The following is an 18077-nucleotide window of genomic DNA, read 5'->3' on the forward strand; positions in this document are numbered from 1 at the left end:
AGTTAATTAAAGTATAGTATTCGATTGATTTTAATCTCCAAATTTAAAAAAAAATCTGAATCACAGCCGAAAAACTGAATTTTAAGATTTAAGAAAGCCTTTAGAATTGTTGATTTTAAGAAAAATGCAGTCATTTATATGTATTTTTGCAATCAGAAAATGAAATTATGCTCGAAAAGGAAAAAGTAAATTTTGAAAAAACGGTCATCGTAGGTATCGTTACCCAATCCCAAAACGAAGATAAACTCAAAGAGTATTTGGACGAACTTGAATTCCTTACTTACACTGCTGGAGGAGAAGTGGTTAAACGTTTTTGGCAAAAACTGGATCGCCCTAACCCGAAAACATTTTTGGGTACAGGTAAAATGGACGAAATCCATTTGTATGTGAAAGAAAACAACATCTCAACCGTAATCTTTGACGACGAATTATCGCCTTCGCAACAAAAAAATATTTCTAAAATTTTAGATTGTAAAGTTTTAGACCGAACCAACTTAATTTTAGACATTTTTGCCCAACGTGCCGAAACATCCTATGCCCGAACGCAAGTCGAACTGGCACAATGCCAATATTTGTTGCCGCGACTCTCAGGAATGTGGACGCATTTGGAACGTCAAAAAGGGGGTATCGGACTCCGCGGTCCTGGGGAAACGGAGATTGAAACCGACCGCCGTATTGTGCGCGATCGCATCGCCTTACTCAAAGAAAAAATTCGCACCATCGATAAACAAATGGCTATTCAACGCAGCAACCGCGGCGCCATGGTTCGTGTGGCTTTGGTCGGTTATACCAACGTTGGAAAATCTACACTCATGAATGCTGTAGGAAAAAGTGAAGTTTTTGTAGAAAATAAACTATTCGCAACGCTGGATACCACCGTGCGTAAAGTTGTCATCAAAAACTTGCCTTTTCTCCTCTCCGATACCGTTGGTTTTATTCGAAAACTTCCGACACAATTGATTGAATCATTTAAAAGTACATTGGATGAAGTTCGCGAAGCCGATTTGCTCTTACATGTAGTCGATATCTCCCACCCCGACTTCGAAGATCATATTGAATCGGTAAACCAAATATTAATGGATATCAAGAGTAATGACAAACCGACCATCATGATTTTTAACAAAATAGATGCGTACCATCACGAGGTCATTGCAGAAGACGATTTAATTACCGAACGCACCAGTAAACACTATACCCTAGACGATTGGAAAAACACGTGGATGAGCCACCTCGGTGAAGACAATACCATTTTTATCTCCGCCACCGAAAAAGCCAATTTCGAGGAGTTTCGGGAAAAAGTCTACGAAGCCGTGCGAAAAATCCATATCACACGCTTCCCGTACAATAAATTTTTATATCCCGATTATAAAGACGCCGTCGAAAAAGAATAACAAAAAACCTGTCGTATTGGACAGGTTTTGTTTTTTTATTTTGGGCGCGCCCCCGTGAACGAACTTCTTACAAATCAATTTTATTTTACGGGGTCGGGTCATCCGTTTCAAGCTGCCCGCTCCTTCGTCACGGTCAGGCTTTCCACTACTACCCCTCGCGCAAAACCGTTATACAGTGGAATGAATTGCTACTGAAAAGTGTAGTTCACACCCACCCCAATGTTCTGGCGCGTTTGAAAACCTGGAAAGGCATTGTCGTCATAAATCGTTTGAAACGCAAAATTGGTTGACAAATACTTGTTCACTTTCATATTGATGTTTAACGTATAATCCAAATCCACATTTTGTGGGTCTTCATTATAATTGGAATACATGTTCAAAATGTTTTCCATCGTTATATTCTCCATCAACGTACATTTGTAATAAGCATTCACCGCCGCACCAAACTCATAACGCATCGTTTCGCCTTGTAAAACCCCAAAAGAAGGACCATCAACTGTAAACTTTTTGGCGACTAAAACCACTTTTGAAGTGGCCGGCGCCACATTGATTTTAAAATTATCACTGCGCTTCCACAATACCCCCAAACCAAATTGCATGTACACAGGAGAAAAGAAACGCGAGGTTTTTATTCCACCTTCAAAACCGGAATCAAATTGGGATTTGAAATTGAAAAACGAAGAGTAATACCAAACCTCTGTAAACTTCTTACCTAACAAAGAGTTGAATTGCACACGGTCGTCGGTTTTTTGTAAATCTTGTTGCTTTACTTTAGTAATACCGTAGCCTGCTGTTAATTTATTATCCCAGTTCCAGGTGTCACTTTTGTAATTAAAATCATAATTGAACGTAACATTGCCCGCAAAACTAGTCTGTCCACCGGCTAACCAATTGTTGAAAATAGATTGGTTGGCAATAAAAGTAGCCACCCCTTTTTTGGTCCACCCGTTGGGTTTCTCCATCGTGATGTTTTTTACAACTTCTTCGGTCTTTTTTAAAAGCTCTTTTTCACTCAATTGAGCCTTTGATTGAAAAGCCGTACTTAACAGTACAGTCAACACAATCCACTTTTTCATGGTGTACTAAGGGTTTTGATTTTCGGGCGCAAAAGTAAGAATACTTCTTTAGTTTACAAGGGATAACGCAAAGGTTAACATTTTCGTATTACTTTCCTTTTTTGAAGAGCGGAACCGCCGAACACGCTTCGCCAAACATTATGCTTTTGGCCACCTTTTGTAAATGCTGCATTGCGACGATATAGGCGCTTTCGGGAACCGGTTTTTTAGAACAACCTTTTAAAATAACGGGCTTATCTTGGTAGTCTGAATAATCCAGTTGCTCTAACTTTTTTTGATAATACAAATCCAACAAAGATTCCGGCTGACCCAGAATTACCCAGTCAGCTGTTTCTGTCAAATAGGAGGCTACTAAAATGGGCGCCCAAGTGGGCAAAATAGCATCCGTACTGCAATAAATGGCAACCCATTGGTCTTGGTATTGCGACCAATCGTGCTGTTTTAATGCTTCACGAAAGTCTTTTTCTTTCAACAAAAACCCTTCGTAAAGCCATTGGGATACGTCAATGCCTGTTCGAACCTGCTTCGGAAAATAATCCTCCAAGTCAAACACCATTAACGCCGACTGCGCTACCCGATTTACAATTTCGTCCATGACGTATTATAACATGCCTAGTTCTAACTTCGCTTCTTCACTCATCAAATCCTTGCTCCATGGCGGATCAAACGTGATTTCAACTTCGCAAGATTTCACATGCTCTATCTTCTTGATTTTTTCTTCAACCTCAGCGGGTAAGGTTTCCGCAACAGGACAATTGGGTGAAGTTAAGGTCATCAGCACTTTTACTTCATGATCTTCATTGATCATAACATCATATATCAACCCCAATTCATAAATATCAACCGGAATCTCAGGGTCGTAAATGCCTTTCAACACTTTCACCACATTTTCTCCTAAGTTGATGGTATCGTTAAATTCTTCCATGAATGTATTTTTGTTATTGGTTTTTTGTTTCAAAGGCCAGCGCGTACATCTTGATTTGCTTGATCATTGACACCAAACCATTGGCCCGCGTAGGCGATAAATGTTCTTTTAATCCGATTGCGTCAATAAAATCAGTATTGGCTTCCAAGATTGCTTTGGCCTCTTGACCCGAAAAAGCACGAATCAAAATCGCAATAATTCCTTTGGTCAAAATCGCATCACTATCGGCCGTAAACCAAATTTTTCCTTGTTTTTCTTCGGCGTGCACCCACACTTTCGATTGACACCCTTTGATAATATTTTCATCGGTCTTGAATTGCTCCTCGATTAAAGGAAGCGATTTTCCGAGTTCGATAATGTACTCATACCGCTGCATCCAGTCGTCAAACATCGAAAACTCATCAACAATCTCTTCTTGAATATCGTGTATCGTCATGCGCTTATTTTTCTGAAATTAAAGAGAAAATTTTGTCTACTAAAGCTTTCAATTCCTTAGGCGGATTCCCATGATCAAAATCTTTGGAACGGTATACTTTTCCATTGTATTCCACCGTCAAATTAGCGATAGCAGCACCATCATGAAAACGCTCCTGCGACGGATCAGCGTAGGTTTCCATTTTTTCTAACTCAATTTTATCAAACTGACGCACCAAATCATTCCAATCGCCTTCCGAAATCGTGGAAACTGTAACCGTGGCGTCTTTACCCCGACCCGATTCCACCGAGATATCCTGATTTTGAATCGTGATTACTTTGTTCACCCCACGCGATTGTGCAGTATAAGTCAATTTTGCTAAGGCCAACTCGGCACCGTTTCCTGAACATCCTTTTCCCATCAATAGGGTAAATAGGACAATGGCAATTGCTTTCATACGTTTTGGTTTTAAGATAACATCATTACGGCTTTTTGAAGTGCCTCTACAAAAATATCAATTTCTTCTTTGGTATTGTAAAAAGCAAAACTCGCGCGAACCGTTCCGGGGACTCCGAAGAAATCCATCACGGGCTGGGCACAATGATGACCGGTGCGCACCGCTATCCCTAACTTATCGACAATCGTGCCAATATCGTACGGATGGATATTCCCGACGTTGAAAGAAATCACCGAAGTTTTGTGTTCTGCAGTTCCAATGATGCGTAAGCCCTCGATTTGTTCCAACTTTTGCGTCGCATATGCTAACAATTCGTGTTCGTACGCCGCAATAGCTTCAAATCCGATTTCGTTCAAATAATCAATCGCCGTTCCTAACACAATCCCACCTGCAATATTAGGCGTTCCCGCCTCAAATTTATGCGGTAAATCGGCATAGGTTGTTTTTTCAAAACTCACCGTGGCAATCATTTCGCCCCCACCTTGATAAGGTGGCAACTTATTCAACCACGCTTCTTTTCCATATAAAATTCCGGTTCCCGTAGGGCCACAAACTTTATGCCCGGAAAACACATAAAAATCGCAATCCAAAGCTTGAACATCGGGTTTTAAATGCGGCGTCGCTTGTGCGCCATCAATCAAAACTGCCGCGCCTACTTCATGTGCTTTTTGTATGATATAGTCCACCGGATTGATCGTTCCCAAGGCATTGGAAATGTGATTCACCGTGACGATTTTCGTTTTCTCCGACAATAACACTTCGTATTCCGAGCGAATCAATTCTCCTTTTTCATTCATCGGGATGACTTTCAATACGGCTCCCGTTCGCTCACACAACATTTGCCAAGGCACAATATTACTGTGGTGCTCCATCGCTGAAACCAAAATTTCGTCACCCGGTTGCAACAAAGCCGCAAAACCATTGGCCACCGCATTAATTCCATGGGTTGTTCCCGCCGTGAAAATGATTTCATGGGCGTGTTTTGCATTCAAGTGCTTCTGAATTTTACCGCGCGATTCCTCATACGCATCCGTTGCCCACTGACTCAAAGTATGCACGCCACGGTGGATGTTCGCATTGATTTCGCTGTAATATTTAGTAATCGCATCCAGCACCACTTGTGGTTTTTGTGCCGTTGCGCCGTTATCGAAATAGACCAACGGTTTGCCATTTACTTTTTGGGTTAAAATGGGAAAATCCGCTCGAATTTTTTGAAGGTCTAACATTTTTATTTAGAATTTTTCTAAATACAAAGATATTAAAACTTTCGCCTTTCTATGGGCATTTTGGTCAATTAACTTTTCCTTATCACTTGTCCATTTTACCCTGTTTTTTGAACGCGTTTTTTCTGTAATTTAGAAATTCTAAAACTGAACTTTCACCATGAAAAAAATCCTGAAAATCGTTGTTGTCCTAATCGCCATTTTAGCCGTAGTTTTTTACTTTGCCGTTTACCCCAAACTGGATTTAATCTCCGGTTTTGCCGCCAAAAGTGTGGCTTCAGGAACGTTTCTCGATAACCGTCCGCTGGAGGTAATTGAATCGGGTGACAACGATATTCCTTTGGTAGATTTGGCCCAAAATGCAGTAGACAAAACCGGTCAATTTGCAGTTTCTAGCGTTTACGGCATCAAAGCCCGAAAAGCGATTTACCGTCCGGGATTGGGCGCAACTTTAATTGATGATTCCTTTGATGTTTCGAAACCTTACGAGGTTCCGCACCGTAACTTCCATCCGAATACGTCCATTCCTTATCCCTATGGTGCAGGTGCTCCTCATGACAGTACTTTTTCCAACATTGATTATGCATTATTGCAGAAAACCGTCGCGCAAGCTTTTGATGCCAAAGGGGAAAAAAGCAAACGTACTCGTGCCGTTGTGGTGCTTTACAAAGACCACCTCATTTACGAACAATACGCTAATGGTTTCACCAAAGATTCCCGTTTACTAGGCTGGTCCATGACCAAAAGTTTAACCGGAACCTATTTCGGGATTCTGCAATACCAAGGAAAAATTGACATCCGCAAACCCGCTCCCATCGCGGCTTGGCAAAACGACGACCGTAAAAAAATCACGTTACACAATCTTTTGCAAATGAACTCGGGACTGGAATGGGAAGAACAATACGATAAAATCTGTGATGCAACGCAAATGCTGTTTCAAGCGCGCGATATGGCTGCCGTGCAACGGGACAAACCCTTAATTGGCCAACCCAACGCTAGCTGGAATTATTCTTCAGGAACGACCAATTTACTGAGCGGCATTTTGCGCCAACAGTTCAAAACCCATCAAGACTATCTCGACTTTTGGTACAGCAGTTTGTTGGATAAAATTGGGATGCATTCAGCACTTGTAGAAACCGATATGGCGGGCAACTTTGTGGGTTCGTCCTACGGTTGGGCTACTCCGCGCGATTGGGCCAAATTCGGGTTATTGTATTTGCACAAAGGCCTTTGGAACGGTGAGCGCCTATTTGCCGAAGAATGGGCAAAATACGTTTCGACACCCACCCCAACTTCAGAAGGGCGGTATGGGGCGCAATTCTGGTTGAATGCCGGCGGAAAGTTTCCCGACGTACCTCGCGAAATGTACTATTGCAGCGGATTCCAAGGACAAATGGTCGCGATTTTCCCCAACCATGATTTGGTGGTAGTGCGCATGGGATTAAAAGAAGATCCCGGCTTTGACTTTAACGCATTGTTGAGCGGAATTGTAAAGAGTATCAAAAAATAACGCAGGCTTTTCACCTGCGTCATTCGTTTATTGTAAACTCTATTTTTATAAATCAAATCCCAAATTCACGCCCAATTTCTGTGCGATGATTTTGGTGATACGCTGTTTCAATTCGGGGATTTTAATACTTTCAATCACCTCGTTGGAGAAGGCATACATCAATAACGCTTTGGCTTCTTTCTTCGGGATACCGCGTTGTTGCATGTAGAACATGGCGCTTTCATCCAATTGGCCAATCGTACAACCGTGGGAACATTTCACATCATCGGCAAAGATTTCCAATTGGGGTTTGGCGTTGATCACCGCTTTATCACTCAACAAAATGTTATTGTTTTGCTGAAATGCATCGGTTTTCTGCGCTTCTTTTTCCACATAAATTTTACCGTTAAACACACCTGTTGCGTTGTCATTCACGATACATTTATAGTTTTGGTGACTCTCGCAATTCGGTTGCGCATGGTGCACTAAGGTGTAATGATCCACCAATTGTTTGTCACCAATAATGGTAATCCCTTTTAAAGTTGAATCAATGCGTTCGCCTTGGTGATAAAAATTCAAGTTATTGCGGGTCACATTTCCTCCAAATGAAAAGGTGTGTACCGACACGCGACTCTCTTGTTTTTGGGCAATATAGGTATTGTCAATCAAGTTGGCCGAACCCAAATCATTCTGAATTTTATAGTAATCCACAATGGCGCGTTTCAATGCAAATACTTCAGTGACCGTGTTGGTCAACACCGGATTCTCATTCAAACTCTGGTGGCGTTCAATGATTTGCACGTGGGCATTTTCCCCTACCACAATCAAGTTGCGCGGCTGCACCATCAAGGCATTTTCTTGTCCGGTAGAGAAATAAATAATCTCAATCGGTTTTTCAACCACCTTGCTTTTGGGGATATTGATGTACGCTCCTTCTGCAGCAAATGCAGTGTTGAGCGACGTCAACGTCTCGTCTTTATTGGCAATCTGATTGAAATAGGTGTCGATGACCATTTTGTATTTGGGCTTGTTCAAAGCTGCCGACATCAAACATACATCCAAGCCATCGTGGGTGGTTTGGGATAAAAACGAACTGTATTTCCCGTCAATGAAAATCACTTTGTAGGTGTCAATTTCATGCAAGAAATACTTCTTTACGTCTTTGAATTCAATTGCCGATTCGTGCTTTGGAAACACGGTAAAATCGTGCTTCAACACCGCATTCAACGAAGTATATTTCCAAGCTTCTTCCTTTTTGGTTGGGAAGCCTTTGGTTTCAAAATTTTTAATCGCTGCCGTGCGTACATCGTGCAACCCTGAGTTGACATCGATTTGCTCTTCGAAAGCCATGAAAGAAGAAATAAGTTTCTCTTTTAATTCCATATGTTTTGTATTGAGTCACCGTTTTCAGCACACACTGTTTACTGCGACTGTGACTGCGTACTAGTTCAACTCACTCTTAATCCAATCGTATCCTTTTTCTTCAAGCTCCAACGCCAATTCTTTGCCGCCTGATTTTACGATTTTTCCATCCATCAATACGTGAACGAAATCCGGGATGATATAATCCAACAAACGCTGGTAGTGGGTAATCACCAACACCGCATTGTTTTCGTTTTTCAATTTGTTCACACCGTTGGCCACAATGCGCAATGCATCGATATCCAAACCTGAATCGGTTTCGTCCAAAATTGCAATCTTCGGTTCGAGCATTGCCATCTGGAAAATCTCGTTACGCTTTTTCTCACCACCCGAAAAACCTTCGTTTAATGAACGGGATAAAAACTTACGATCCATTTCCAACAGTTCCGATTTCTCACGGATTTTCTTCAACATTTCATTCGCCGGCATCTCTTCCTCACCATTCGCTTTGCGCTTTTCATTGATGGCCGTTTTGATAAAGTTCGTTACCGAAACCCCCGGAATTTCAACTGGATATTGGAACGATAAAAACACACCTTTGTGGGCACGCTCTTCAGGAGCCAATTCGGAAATATCTTCTCCATCCAACAGGATTTCTCCTTCTGAAACTTCGTAATTTTCATTTCCCGCAATGATAGAAGACAACGTACTTTTACCGGCACCATTCGGACCCATAATCGCGTGAACTTCACCCGCTTTGATTTCTAAATTAATGCCTTTTAAGATGTCTTTATCTTCAACCGAAGCATGTAAATTTTTTATACTTAACATTTTATTTTTGTTTCAGGTTTAAAGTTTAAAGTTTCCGGTTGGCTTCTACACATTTGAAACTTTTATTTAAATCGTGTATTTTTTTATATTTTGTTTTTGTCAACTGGAATTCTTTTAAAATTCAAAATTTATAATTTATAATTTTCAAATTATCCCACGCTTCCTTCCAATGAAATCTCCAACAATTTCTGTGCTTCTACCGCGAATTCCATCGGTAATTTGTTCAAGACTTCTTTGCTAAATCCGTTCACGATTAACGCAATAGCTTTTTCCGTAGGAATACCACGTTGGTTACAATAGAACACTTGATCTTCCCCGATTTTTGAGGTCGTTGCTTCGTGTTCAATTTTTGCCGTCGAATTTTTGTTTTCGATATACGGGAAGGTATGAGCGCCACAATTGTTCCCCATTAACAACGAGTCACATTGTGAGAAGTTGCGGGCATTTTCAGCACGCGCTCCAATTTGCACCAAACCTCTATAGCTGTTTTGCGATTTCCCCGCTGAGATTCCTTTGGAGATGATGGTCGAACGGGTGTTTTTTCCCAAGTGAATCATCTTCGTTCCGGTATCGGCTTGCTGGAAATTGTTAGTCACGGCAATGGAGTAAAATTCGCCAATCGAATTGTCCCCTTTCAACACACAACTTGGATATTTCCAAGTCACCGCCGAACCCGTTTCAACTTGGGTCCACGAGATTTTGGCATTGGTTTCACACAATCCGCGTTTGGTTACGAAATTGAACACCCCGCCTTTTCCTTCTTTATTTCCTGGATACCAGTTTTGTACGGTCGAATATTTGATTTCGGCATTGTCCAACGCAATCAATTCCACTACCGCAGCGTGCAACTGATTCTCGTCGCGACTCGGTGCCGTACAACCTTCCAAGTAGGAAACATAACTGCCTTCATCGGCAATGACGAGCGTACGTTCAAACTGACCCGTACCGCCTTGGTTAATGCGGAAATACGTCGATAATTCCATCGGGCAACGCACGCCTTTTGGAATGTAACAAAAACTTCCGTCAGAGAATACCGCCGAATTTAATGCGGCATAAAAATTATCTTTTTGAGGCACTACCGAACCGATGTACTTTTGTACCAATTCGGGATGCTCTTGAATCGCTTCAGAAATCGAACAGAAAATAATGCCTTTTTCAGCTAAGGTTTTCTTGAACGTGGTCGCTACAGAAACCGAGTCCATCACAATGTCCACCGCTACTCCCGCCAACTTCTTTTGTTCATCTAGCGAAATCCCCAACTTTTTGAACGTATCCAACAATTCAGGATCCACTTCGTCCAACGATGCGTATTTGTCTTTTTTCTTGGGCGCTGAATAATAGGAGATTGCTTGAAAATCAGGTTTTTCATAGTGTACATTCGCCCACTCGGGTTCGGTCATTTCGCTCCAAGCACGAAACGCTTCCAAACGCCAATCGGTCATCCACTCGGGCTCGCCTTTCTTTTTGGAAATGGCGCGCACAATGTCTTCATTCAATCCGGCAGGGAACGTCTCACTTTCGATATCGGTATAAAAACCGTATTCGTATTCTTTATTCTCGAGTTCGACCTTTAAGTCGTCTTCGGTATATTTTGCCATGGTTTAGATTTAAAAATTTAAGGAGTACAACAGCAACTGTTGCCCTTTTTTACAGCGAAAAACTCTCTCCACATCCGCAAGTTCGCGACGCATTCGGATTGTTAAACACAAATCCTTTTCCGTTCAAACCTCCAGAATATTCTAAAATGGTACCCGCCAAGTACAAGAAGGATTTCTTCTCTACCGCGATACGTACCTGGTTGTCTTCAAACACTTTGTCGTTTTCACCGATGGCTTTATCAAACTTCAATTCATACGACAAACCGGAACAACCGCCGCTTTTTACCCCTACGCGAACGTAGTCTTGGGCGGCATCAAAACCGTCGTCTTTCATCATTTCGACGATTTTTTTACTCGCAGATTCGGACACTTTAATCATAGCTTATTTTGATTTTGTCTAAATTAATGGCAAAGATACGCCTTAAAAGTGTTTTTTCAAGGTTTTAACTCATTTTTTGGATTGATAACTTCATAGTTTTTATCGATTTTTAAGGGAAACGAAATGATGATTTCTTAAATTGCGGCTTCATTTTTAAATTTCTTTCGAAAAAAAGAAGCCTGATATCGGAAATCCAACGTCACTTCTTCGCCTTCGAAACCCAAAAAAATAATCCATACTATGAAAATTTACCCCATTGAAGCCGGCAATTTTAAGCTTGACGGTGGCGCCATGTTTGGTGTTGTGCCCAAAACCATTTGGAGCAAAACCAATCCCGCTGATGCCAACAACCTCATCGATATTGCGGCGCGCTGTATGCTGATCGAAGACGGCAACCGACTCACCCTAATCGACACGGGAATGGGCACCAAACAATCGGAAAAATTCTTTAGCTATTATTCCCTTTGGGGCGATCATTCGCTTGATAAATCCTTGGCCCAACACGGTTTTCATCGCGACGACATCACCGATGTGTTCATGACGCATTTGCATTTTGACCATTGCGGTGGAAGCGTCAACCGCACAGCCGACGGAGAAGGATTTGAAGTGGCTTTCAAAAACGCCAAATTTTGGACCAACGAAAACCACTGGCAATGGGCTACCCAACCCAATGCACGTGAAAAAGCGTCGTTCTTGCATGAAAACATTATCCCCATGCAAGAAAGCGGCCAACTCCATTTCATCCAACGACCCGATACCGATTTTGGCTTTTCCAACGAAATGGGATTCAACATTTTCTTCGCCGACGGACATACCGAAAAACAAATGCTCCCCCATATCCAATACGGCGATAAAACCATCGTGTTTTGTGCGGATCTTTTGGCGACAGCCGGACATATCCCGATTCCCTATGTAATGGGCTACGATACGCGCCCGCTTTTGACCATGGGCGAAAAAACGAAATTCCTTACCGCTGCCGCCGACCACAACTACTACTTGTGGCTCGAACACGATGCGCACAACCCCATCGTAACGGTGGAACACACCGAAAAAGGAATACGACTCAAAGAAGTTTTCCGCTTGGAGGATATCTTAATCTAATGTTAATCGATACGGCTATTTGTTAAAAAGCCAATATTTTTAAACCGAAATTGCCGTACACGGCAGAGAAATGAAGACTATGTTGCACTTGAATTTTGAAAAATCATTTTGGGTTTCCGCAATAACTGCGACCCTTTTAACCGGATGTGGTTCGTCGAACGCTCCATTTGTGAGCACCGATCCCGCCAAAATTGACAAAACGGTTTTAAAAACCACACCCATCAAAGAAGCCGACCTTCAACGTTGGAGTCATTTGGACCTAATCAAAGATACCGTTCCCGGAATGAGCGTTGATCGCGCCTATGCCGAATTACTTAAAAAACGCAAAGGAACCAAAATCATCGTGGGAGTTATCGACTCGGGATTAGACATCGACCACCCGGATTTACAAGGACACATTTGGACCAATACCAAAGAAATCCCTGGCAACAACATCGACGACGACAAAAACGGCTTTGTGGATGATGTACACGGATGGAATTTCTTGGGCGACGCCACGGATATGACGCTGGAACTGACCCGCATCGTACAAAAAGGCGACGACGGTTCGGAAGCTTACAAAAAAGCCAAAGCGGAATTGGATCAAAAAATCCAAGAAATGAAACAACAAAAACCACAAGTGGACATGATCGCCAAAGCGGACAAAGATATTCGTGAATTTTTGAAAAAAGAAACCTACACGAAAGCCGACTTGAAAGCAATTTCAACCACGGATGCCGGAATCAACCGCAGCAAAATGATCATGATGTCGATTGCTGCACAAGCCGGAGACGGTTTCCAAGAAGAAATCAAATCATATATCGATTACATTTCTGACCAATTGAATTACAACCTCAACGTAAACTTCGACGGTCGTAAAGCTGTAGGCGATAATCCTGAAGACTTGAACGACAGAAACTACGGAAACGGTAACGTGAAAGGTCCTGATGTGGAAGATGCATTGCACGGTACCCACGTGGCTGGGATCATTGCGCAACTTCGTGGCAACGGTATCGGTGGCGATGGTGTGGTAGCGAAAAATGTGGAAATCATGGCCGTGCGTGCTGTACCCAACGGCGACGAATTTGACAAAGACATCGCTTTAGCCATTCGCTATGCGGTAGACAACGGCGCCAAAGTGATCAACGGCAGTTTTGGAAAAGACTACTCGCCCCACAAAGAATGGGTGTGGGATGCCATCAAATACGCCGAAAGCAAAGACGTGTTGATCGTTCACGCGGCGGGTAACGACAGCAAAGATGTGGATGTTGAACCCAACTTCCCTACTGACGAAGTGAACGGGAAAGAAATTGCCGACAACCTCATCACCATCGGTGCATTAAATACCGCAACCGGCAGTAAAATGGTCGCTGATTTCTCGAACTACGGTCAGAAAAACGTTGACGTGTTTGCGCCCGGAGTGAAAATCTACGCTACGATTCCGAACAACAAATACAAATACGAACAAGGAACATCCATGGCATCGCCTAATGCGGCGGGCGTTGCGGCCTTAATTCGTTCTTACTACCCAAGTTTAACTGCTTCCCAAGTGAAACACATCTTGATGGACTCTGGAGTGGCGATTCCTGGAAATGTAGCTGTGGGCGAAGAAAAAGTGCAAATTCCATTCAGCAACACCTGCGTGTCGGGTAAAATTGTGAATGCCTACAACGCGATTTTAATGGCGGATCAAATGGCACGCGCTACAAAAAAATAAGGGGAATATGGAGCAGTTGTACCTGCATTAATCCTGTAACTTCCCGCTTTCGCCTTTACCTGCCTGCCGGCAGGCAAGTCGGGGCTAACAATCACCTACCGTGCCACAAGTTCGCGAAATTTGTGGCATTGTTTTACCCTAGGGTTTCATCCCTACTCAAATGAACGATTATGAAAAAAATGCTGTTTTTGGGAACGCTGTTCAGTTCCTTTTTCATCCAAGCGCAAACCGGCTACTGGCAACAACGTGCCGATTACAAAATGGAGGTTTCGCTCGACGTAAAAACCTACCGCTATTCGGGAAAACAAGAATTGACTTATACCAACAATTCCCAAGATACCCTACGCAAAGTGTACTACCACTTATACAACAACGCGTTTCAACCGGGCAGTGAAATGGACATGCGCATCCAACACATCAAAGATCCGGACAGCCGCATGGTGGACAAAATCAAAGAAGGCGACAAAGAAATCAAACAGAGTCGCATCGCCAAACTCAAACCCGAAGAAGTGGGTTTCTTGCACGTGAATGACGTGCGACAAGACGGCGCGCTCCTTAGCGTAAAAGAAGTGGAAACCATCCTCGAAGTGCCGTTGGCTCTACCATTACTCCCCGGAAAATCCACCGTACTAACCCTTAATTTTGAAGGCCAAGTACCGGTGCAAATTCGCCGCTCAGGACGCAACAACCGTGAAGGCATCGCGCTTTCCATGGCGCAGTGGTATCCCAAAATGGCCGAATTTGATTTCGAGGGTTGGCATGCCGATCCCTACCTCGCCCGCGAATTTCACGGCGTTTGGGGAAGCTTTGACGTGAAAATTACCTTAGACAAAAACTACATCGTAGGCGGAACGGGCTACTTGCAAAACGGTAACGAAATTGGATACAACTACCAAGAAGCCGGCGTGAAAGTGTCGATTCCGAAGAAACAAAAAACCTTGACGTGGCATTTTGTTGCTCCAGATGTACACGACTTTACCTGGGCTGCCGATCCCGATTATATTCACGATACCTATCCGGGACCCAACGGTGTAACCCTACATTTTTTATACAAAAACAAACCTGAAATCGAGCTGACCTGGAAAGCGATCGAACCCAAAGTGGCCACCATCATGGACTTGTATAACCACTGGGTCGGACCCTATCCCTACAAGCAATATTCAGTTATTCAAGGCGGTGACGGCGGTATGGAATACGCCATGTGTACTTTGATTTTGGGCGAAGGCAAGTTGGACGGACTCACCGGACTTATCGCACACGAAATGGGGCACTCGTGGTTCCAACACATCTTAGCAACCAACGAAAGTAAACACCCGTGGATGGACGAAGGATTTACTTCTTACATCGAAGACAAAGCCATGAATGCCTTGGCGGCACAACCCGTGGCCAACCCGTATGCAGGAGCGTTTAAAGGCTATATCAATTTGGCCAACAGCGGCAAAGAACAACCGCTGTCAACCCACGCCGATCGCTACGACGAAAACCGCAGTTACAGCATTGCGTCTTACAGCAAAGGCGAAGTGTTCTTGGCACAGTTTGAATACTTGCTAGGCCGCACCAACATGGACAAAATCTTGCGTAAATACTACGACGATTTCAAGTTCAAACACCCGAATCCCAACGATATCAAGCGCACCGCCGAACGCGTTTCGGGTGCAACCTTGGATTGGTACCTCACCGATTTCACCAAAACCATCAACACGATTGATTACGGTTTCGGTGCGGTCGAAGAAAAAGACGGCGCCACAGTAGTGAACTTGGAACGCATTGGCCGCATGCCGATGCCCATCGATTTGCAAGTGACCTACACCGACGGCAGCAAAGAGAATTTCTACATTCCGTTGCGATTAATGAACTTTGAAAAACCCAACCCCGACCCGGAATTAGCGCGCGTAGTCCTCCCCGATTGGGCGTGGGGCAACCCGAACTACCAATTCCGCATTGCGAAACCGCTCAGCACAATCAAGAGCATCGTTATCGACCCAGCGGGACTGATGGCGGATGTGAAGGGGAATAATAATAAATTTGAAAGGTAAGCTACTGAGAAGCTGAGCCACTAAGCTGCTGAGCAACCCTGTTTTAAATATCAAAAAATGCATCTAACCCGTAGTGTCACGCTGCGGGTTTTTTTGTTTCAAGTTTCAGGTTTCTCCCGAAATTTCGGGATCAGGTTCTGGGTGTGAAGACAGGAATGGTAAAAGTGTTGAATTTGAATAAAGCTTTTGCTGCATCCAAAAAAAAATGTAAAACTAAGTGCTACATTGTATTACTACCGTTTTACCATTAAGGAATTAAGAGTCCCACAAGGCCGAAAATGGGTTAAGAAAATTAAAAAGGCCAAAGGCCGTGAACTTGGTGGACTTAAAATCATCGTAATACTTGGTAAAAACTTCGCGGACTTTGCGCAATCTTAGTGCCTTTGCGTTAAAAAACATAGTGAAACTTGGTGAAAAACTTAGTGGAACTTTGTGCTCCTAAATTTAATTTCAGGTTTCAAGTTCTGGGCGTGAAGACAGGGATGGAAAAGAAAGCGTGTTACTTGCACCTTGCTACTGATCACTGATGACTGTACACTGATGACTATACACTTTTAATCTCTTCCACTTTTACACTCTAAAAACACTCTGCGGAACTTGAAACAAAATTTTATACTTTTAAGTCGCAAATCCCTACACCATGACATCACGACGCAAATTTTTATATACGGGCGGACTCGGTTTATTGGGCGTGTCTATGGCGCAAAGTGCCGTGGGCTCCCGACTTTTGGACTTTCAATTGGAACTGTATCCATCTAAACGTCCGCTGCTCGCCCAACGAAAGTTTACTTCGCCTGCCGTAGAATCGTTGATTCAGCAGGTCAAAGGGCAAATCAAAAACCCCAAACTCGCGTGGTTGTTTGAAAATTGTTACCCAAATACCCTCGATACAACCGTGCATTTTGGACGCAGAAACAACCAGCCCGATACTTTTGTAATTACGGGCGATATCGATGCCATGTGGCTTCGGGATTCTTCGGCGCAAGTGTATCCCTATGTGGCGTTGTGTGCTAAAGACCCCAAACTGAGTGAGATGATCGAAGGGGTGATTCGCCGTCAAACGCATTGCATCCAAATCGACCCTTATGCCAATGCCTTCAACCGCGAAGCCACAGGCAGCTATTGGGAAAAAGACAATACGCGCATGCTCCCCGAATTGCACGAGCGAAAATGGGAAATCGATTCGCTCTGTTACCCCATTCGATTGGCGCACCATTACTGGAAAACCACGGGACAAACCCAAGCATTTACAGGAGAATGGCGCAATGCTATGCGAGCGGTGGTTCAGACTTTTCGCCAACAGCAACGTAAAAACGGTACAAAAGACACGCCCTATACCTTCACCCGACAAACCGACCGCGCAGCCGATACGCTGATGAACTTTGGGTATGGGAATCCGATACAGCCGGTCGGACTCATTTGTTCGGCGTTCCGACCCTCAGACGATGCAACAGTGTTGAGCTTTTTGATTCCGTCCAACCTTTTTGTGGTGGAATCGTTACGGCAATTGGCCGAAATGAGTACCCAAATCAACAACGACAGTGCGTTTGCCACGGAATGCCTCGCCCTCGCTGACGAAGTGATGGCCGCCGTTCAACGTTACGGCATTGTCGAACATCCGAAATATGGCGCGGTCTACGCCTATGAAGTCGATGGTTTTGGCGGACGTTTGTTGATGGATGATTCCAATGTGCCCAACTTGCTCGCGTTGCCGTATCTGTGTTCGTTTATCAAAACGACGGATCCTATTTATCAAAACACCCGAAGATTGGTGTTAAGCGAAGACAATCCTTACTATTTCAAAGGCACGGCCGCAGCCGGATTGGGCGGGCCGCATGTGGGTATCGACTGGATTTGGCCCCTGAGTTTGATCACCCAAGCCTTGACTACTTCCGACCCCGAAGAAATAAAAAGTTGTATTGAAACCTTGGTACGAACGGATGCCGACACGGGTTTTATGCATGAAGCCTTTCACAAAAACGACCCCAAGCAATTCACACGCGCCTGGTTTGCGTGGGCGAATACGCTGTTTGGTGAGTTGATTGTGCAAACGGCGGGGAAGTATCCGGAGATTTTGAGATTCTGAGCCGCTGAGATT

General features: G+C 43.6%; 16 protein-coding genes. 6 read left to right on the forward strand and 10 right to left on the reverse strand.

Features of this window, described 5'->3' with window-relative positions; translation table 11 throughout:
- Nucleotides 1-167 precede the first annotated feature (167 nt).
- Complete coding sequence (hflX, locus tag EQG61_RS02265; RefSeq protein ID WP_129460266.1) at nucleotides 168-1391, forward strand: GTPase HflX; 1224 nt, start codon at nucleotides 168-170, stop codon at nucleotides 1389-1391.
- A gap of 188 nt (nucleotides 1392-1579) precedes the next feature.
- Here the strand turns inward: hflX and EQG61_RS02270 are convergent, their stop codons facing one another.
- The 6 genes from EQG61_RS02270 to EQG61_RS02295 all read right to left on the reverse strand — a co-directional run bounded on the left by EQG61_RS02270 (nucleotide 1580) and on the right by EQG61_RS02295 (nucleotide 5490).
- On the reverse strand, nucleotides 1580-2467 hold the full coding sequence (locus EQG61_RS02270) for a DUF3078 domain-containing protein (protein WP_129460267.1): 888 nt from the start codon (nucleotides 2465-2467) through the stop codon (nucleotides 1580-1582).
- Nucleotides 2468-2555: 88 nt separating this feature from the next.
- Nucleotides 2556-3062, reverse strand: coding sequence for a DUF2480 family protein (locus EQG61_RS02275; protein ID WP_129460268.1), 507 nt, complete (start codon nucleotides 3060-3062; stop codon nucleotides 2556-2558).
- Between the two features lie 6 nt (nucleotides 3063-3068).
- Entirely contained in the window at nucleotides 3069-3392 is a 324-nt protein-coding gene (locus EQG61_RS02280) for an SUF system Fe-S cluster assembly protein (RefSeq protein WP_129460269.1), read from the reverse strand.
- Between the two features lie 13 nt (nucleotides 3393-3405).
- Nucleotides 3406-3828 carry a SufE family protein gene (locus tag EQG61_RS02285; RefSeq protein ID WP_129460270.1) on the reverse strand — a complete coding sequence of 141 codons (423 nt, stop codon included), beginning with the start codon at nucleotides 3826-3828 and terminating at the stop codon, nucleotides 3406-3408.
- Between the two features lie 4 nt (nucleotides 3829-3832).
- Complete coding sequence (locus EQG61_RS02290) at nucleotides 3833-4264, reverse strand: hypothetical protein (protein ID WP_129460271.1); 432 nt, start codon at nucleotides 4262-4264, stop codon at nucleotides 3833-3835.
- An 11-nt stretch (nucleotides 4265-4275) separates the two neighbouring features.
- Nucleotides 4276-5490 (reverse strand): aminotransferase class V-fold PLP-dependent enzyme, encoded by a 1215-nt coding sequence (locus EQG61_RS02295; RefSeq protein ID WP_129460272.1) that lies wholly within the window; start codon nucleotides 5488-5490, stop codon nucleotides 4276-4278.
- Between the two features lie 157 nt (nucleotides 5491-5647).
- Between EQG61_RS02295 and EQG61_RS02300 the strand changes: the two genes are divergently transcribed.
- Nucleotides 5648-6997 carry a serine hydrolase domain-containing protein gene (locus EQG61_RS02300; RefSeq protein WP_129460273.1) on the forward strand — a complete coding sequence of 450 codons (1350 nt, stop codon included), beginning with the start codon at nucleotides 5648-5650 and terminating at the stop codon, nucleotides 6995-6997.
- 45 nt (nucleotides 6998-7042) lie between these two features.
- Here the strand turns inward: EQG61_RS02300 and sufD are convergent, their stop codons facing one another.
- From sufD to EQG61_RS02320, 4 genes are all read right to left on the reverse strand, one after another.
- Nucleotides 7043-8359, reverse strand: a complete 1317-nt coding sequence (gene sufD / locus EQG61_RS02305; RefSeq protein WP_129460274.1) for a Fe-S cluster assembly protein SufD — start codon at nucleotides 8357-8359, stop codon at nucleotides 7043-7045.
- Nucleotides 8360-8419: 60 nt separating this feature from the next.
- A complete protein-coding gene (gene sufC, locus EQG61_RS02310) occupies nucleotides 8420-9169 on the reverse strand; it encodes a Fe-S cluster assembly ATPase SufC (protein ID WP_129460275.1) in 750 nt (249 codons plus the stop codon).
- 149 nt (nucleotides 9170-9318) lie between these two features.
- Nucleotides 9319-10767 (reverse strand): Fe-S cluster assembly protein SufB, encoded by a 1449-nt coding sequence (sufB, locus tag EQG61_RS02315; RefSeq protein ID WP_129460276.1) that lies wholly within the window; start codon nucleotides 10765-10767, stop codon nucleotides 9319-9321.
- A 49-nt stretch (nucleotides 10768-10816) separates the two neighbouring features.
- Nucleotides 10817-11146 (reverse strand): HesB/IscA family protein, encoded by a 330-nt coding sequence (locus tag EQG61_RS02320; RefSeq protein WP_129460277.1) that lies wholly within the window; start codon nucleotides 11144-11146, stop codon nucleotides 10817-10819.
- 240 nt (nucleotides 11147-11386) lie between these two features.
- On the opposite strand from EQG61_RS02320, the gene EQG61_RS02325 reads away from it, so the two are divergent.
- The 4 genes from EQG61_RS02325 (at nucleotide 11387) to EQG61_RS02340 (ending at nucleotide 18065) form a co-directional block, all read left to right on the forward strand.
- Nucleotides 11387-12247, forward strand: a complete 861-nt coding sequence (locus EQG61_RS02325; protein WP_129460278.1) for an MBL fold metallo-hydrolase — start codon at nucleotides 11387-11389, stop codon at nucleotides 12245-12247.
- A 79-nt stretch (nucleotides 12248-12326) separates the two neighbouring features.
- Nucleotides 12327-13943 carry a S8 family peptidase gene (locus tag EQG61_RS02330; protein WP_129460682.1) on the forward strand — a complete coding sequence of 539 codons (1617 nt, stop codon included), beginning with the start codon at nucleotides 12327-12329 and terminating at the stop codon, nucleotides 13941-13943.
- Between the two features lie 170 nt (nucleotides 13944-14113).
- Entirely contained in the window at nucleotides 14114-15979 is a 1866-nt protein-coding gene (locus tag EQG61_RS02335) for a M1 family metallopeptidase (protein WP_129460279.1), read from the forward strand.
- Between the two features lie 640 nt (nucleotides 15980-16619).
- Nucleotides 16620-18065, forward strand: a complete 1446-nt coding sequence (locus EQG61_RS02340) for a glycoside hydrolase family 125 protein (protein ID WP_129460280.1) — start codon at nucleotides 16620-16622, stop codon at nucleotides 18063-18065.
- Nucleotides 18066-18077: the final 12 nt, after the last annotated feature.

Origin of the sequence: Flavobacterium stagni, from assembly GCF_004122105.1 — a bacterium.
Classification (GTDB): Bacteria; Bacteroidota; Bacteroidia; order Flavobacteriales; family Flavobacteriaceae; genus Flavobacterium; species Flavobacterium stagni.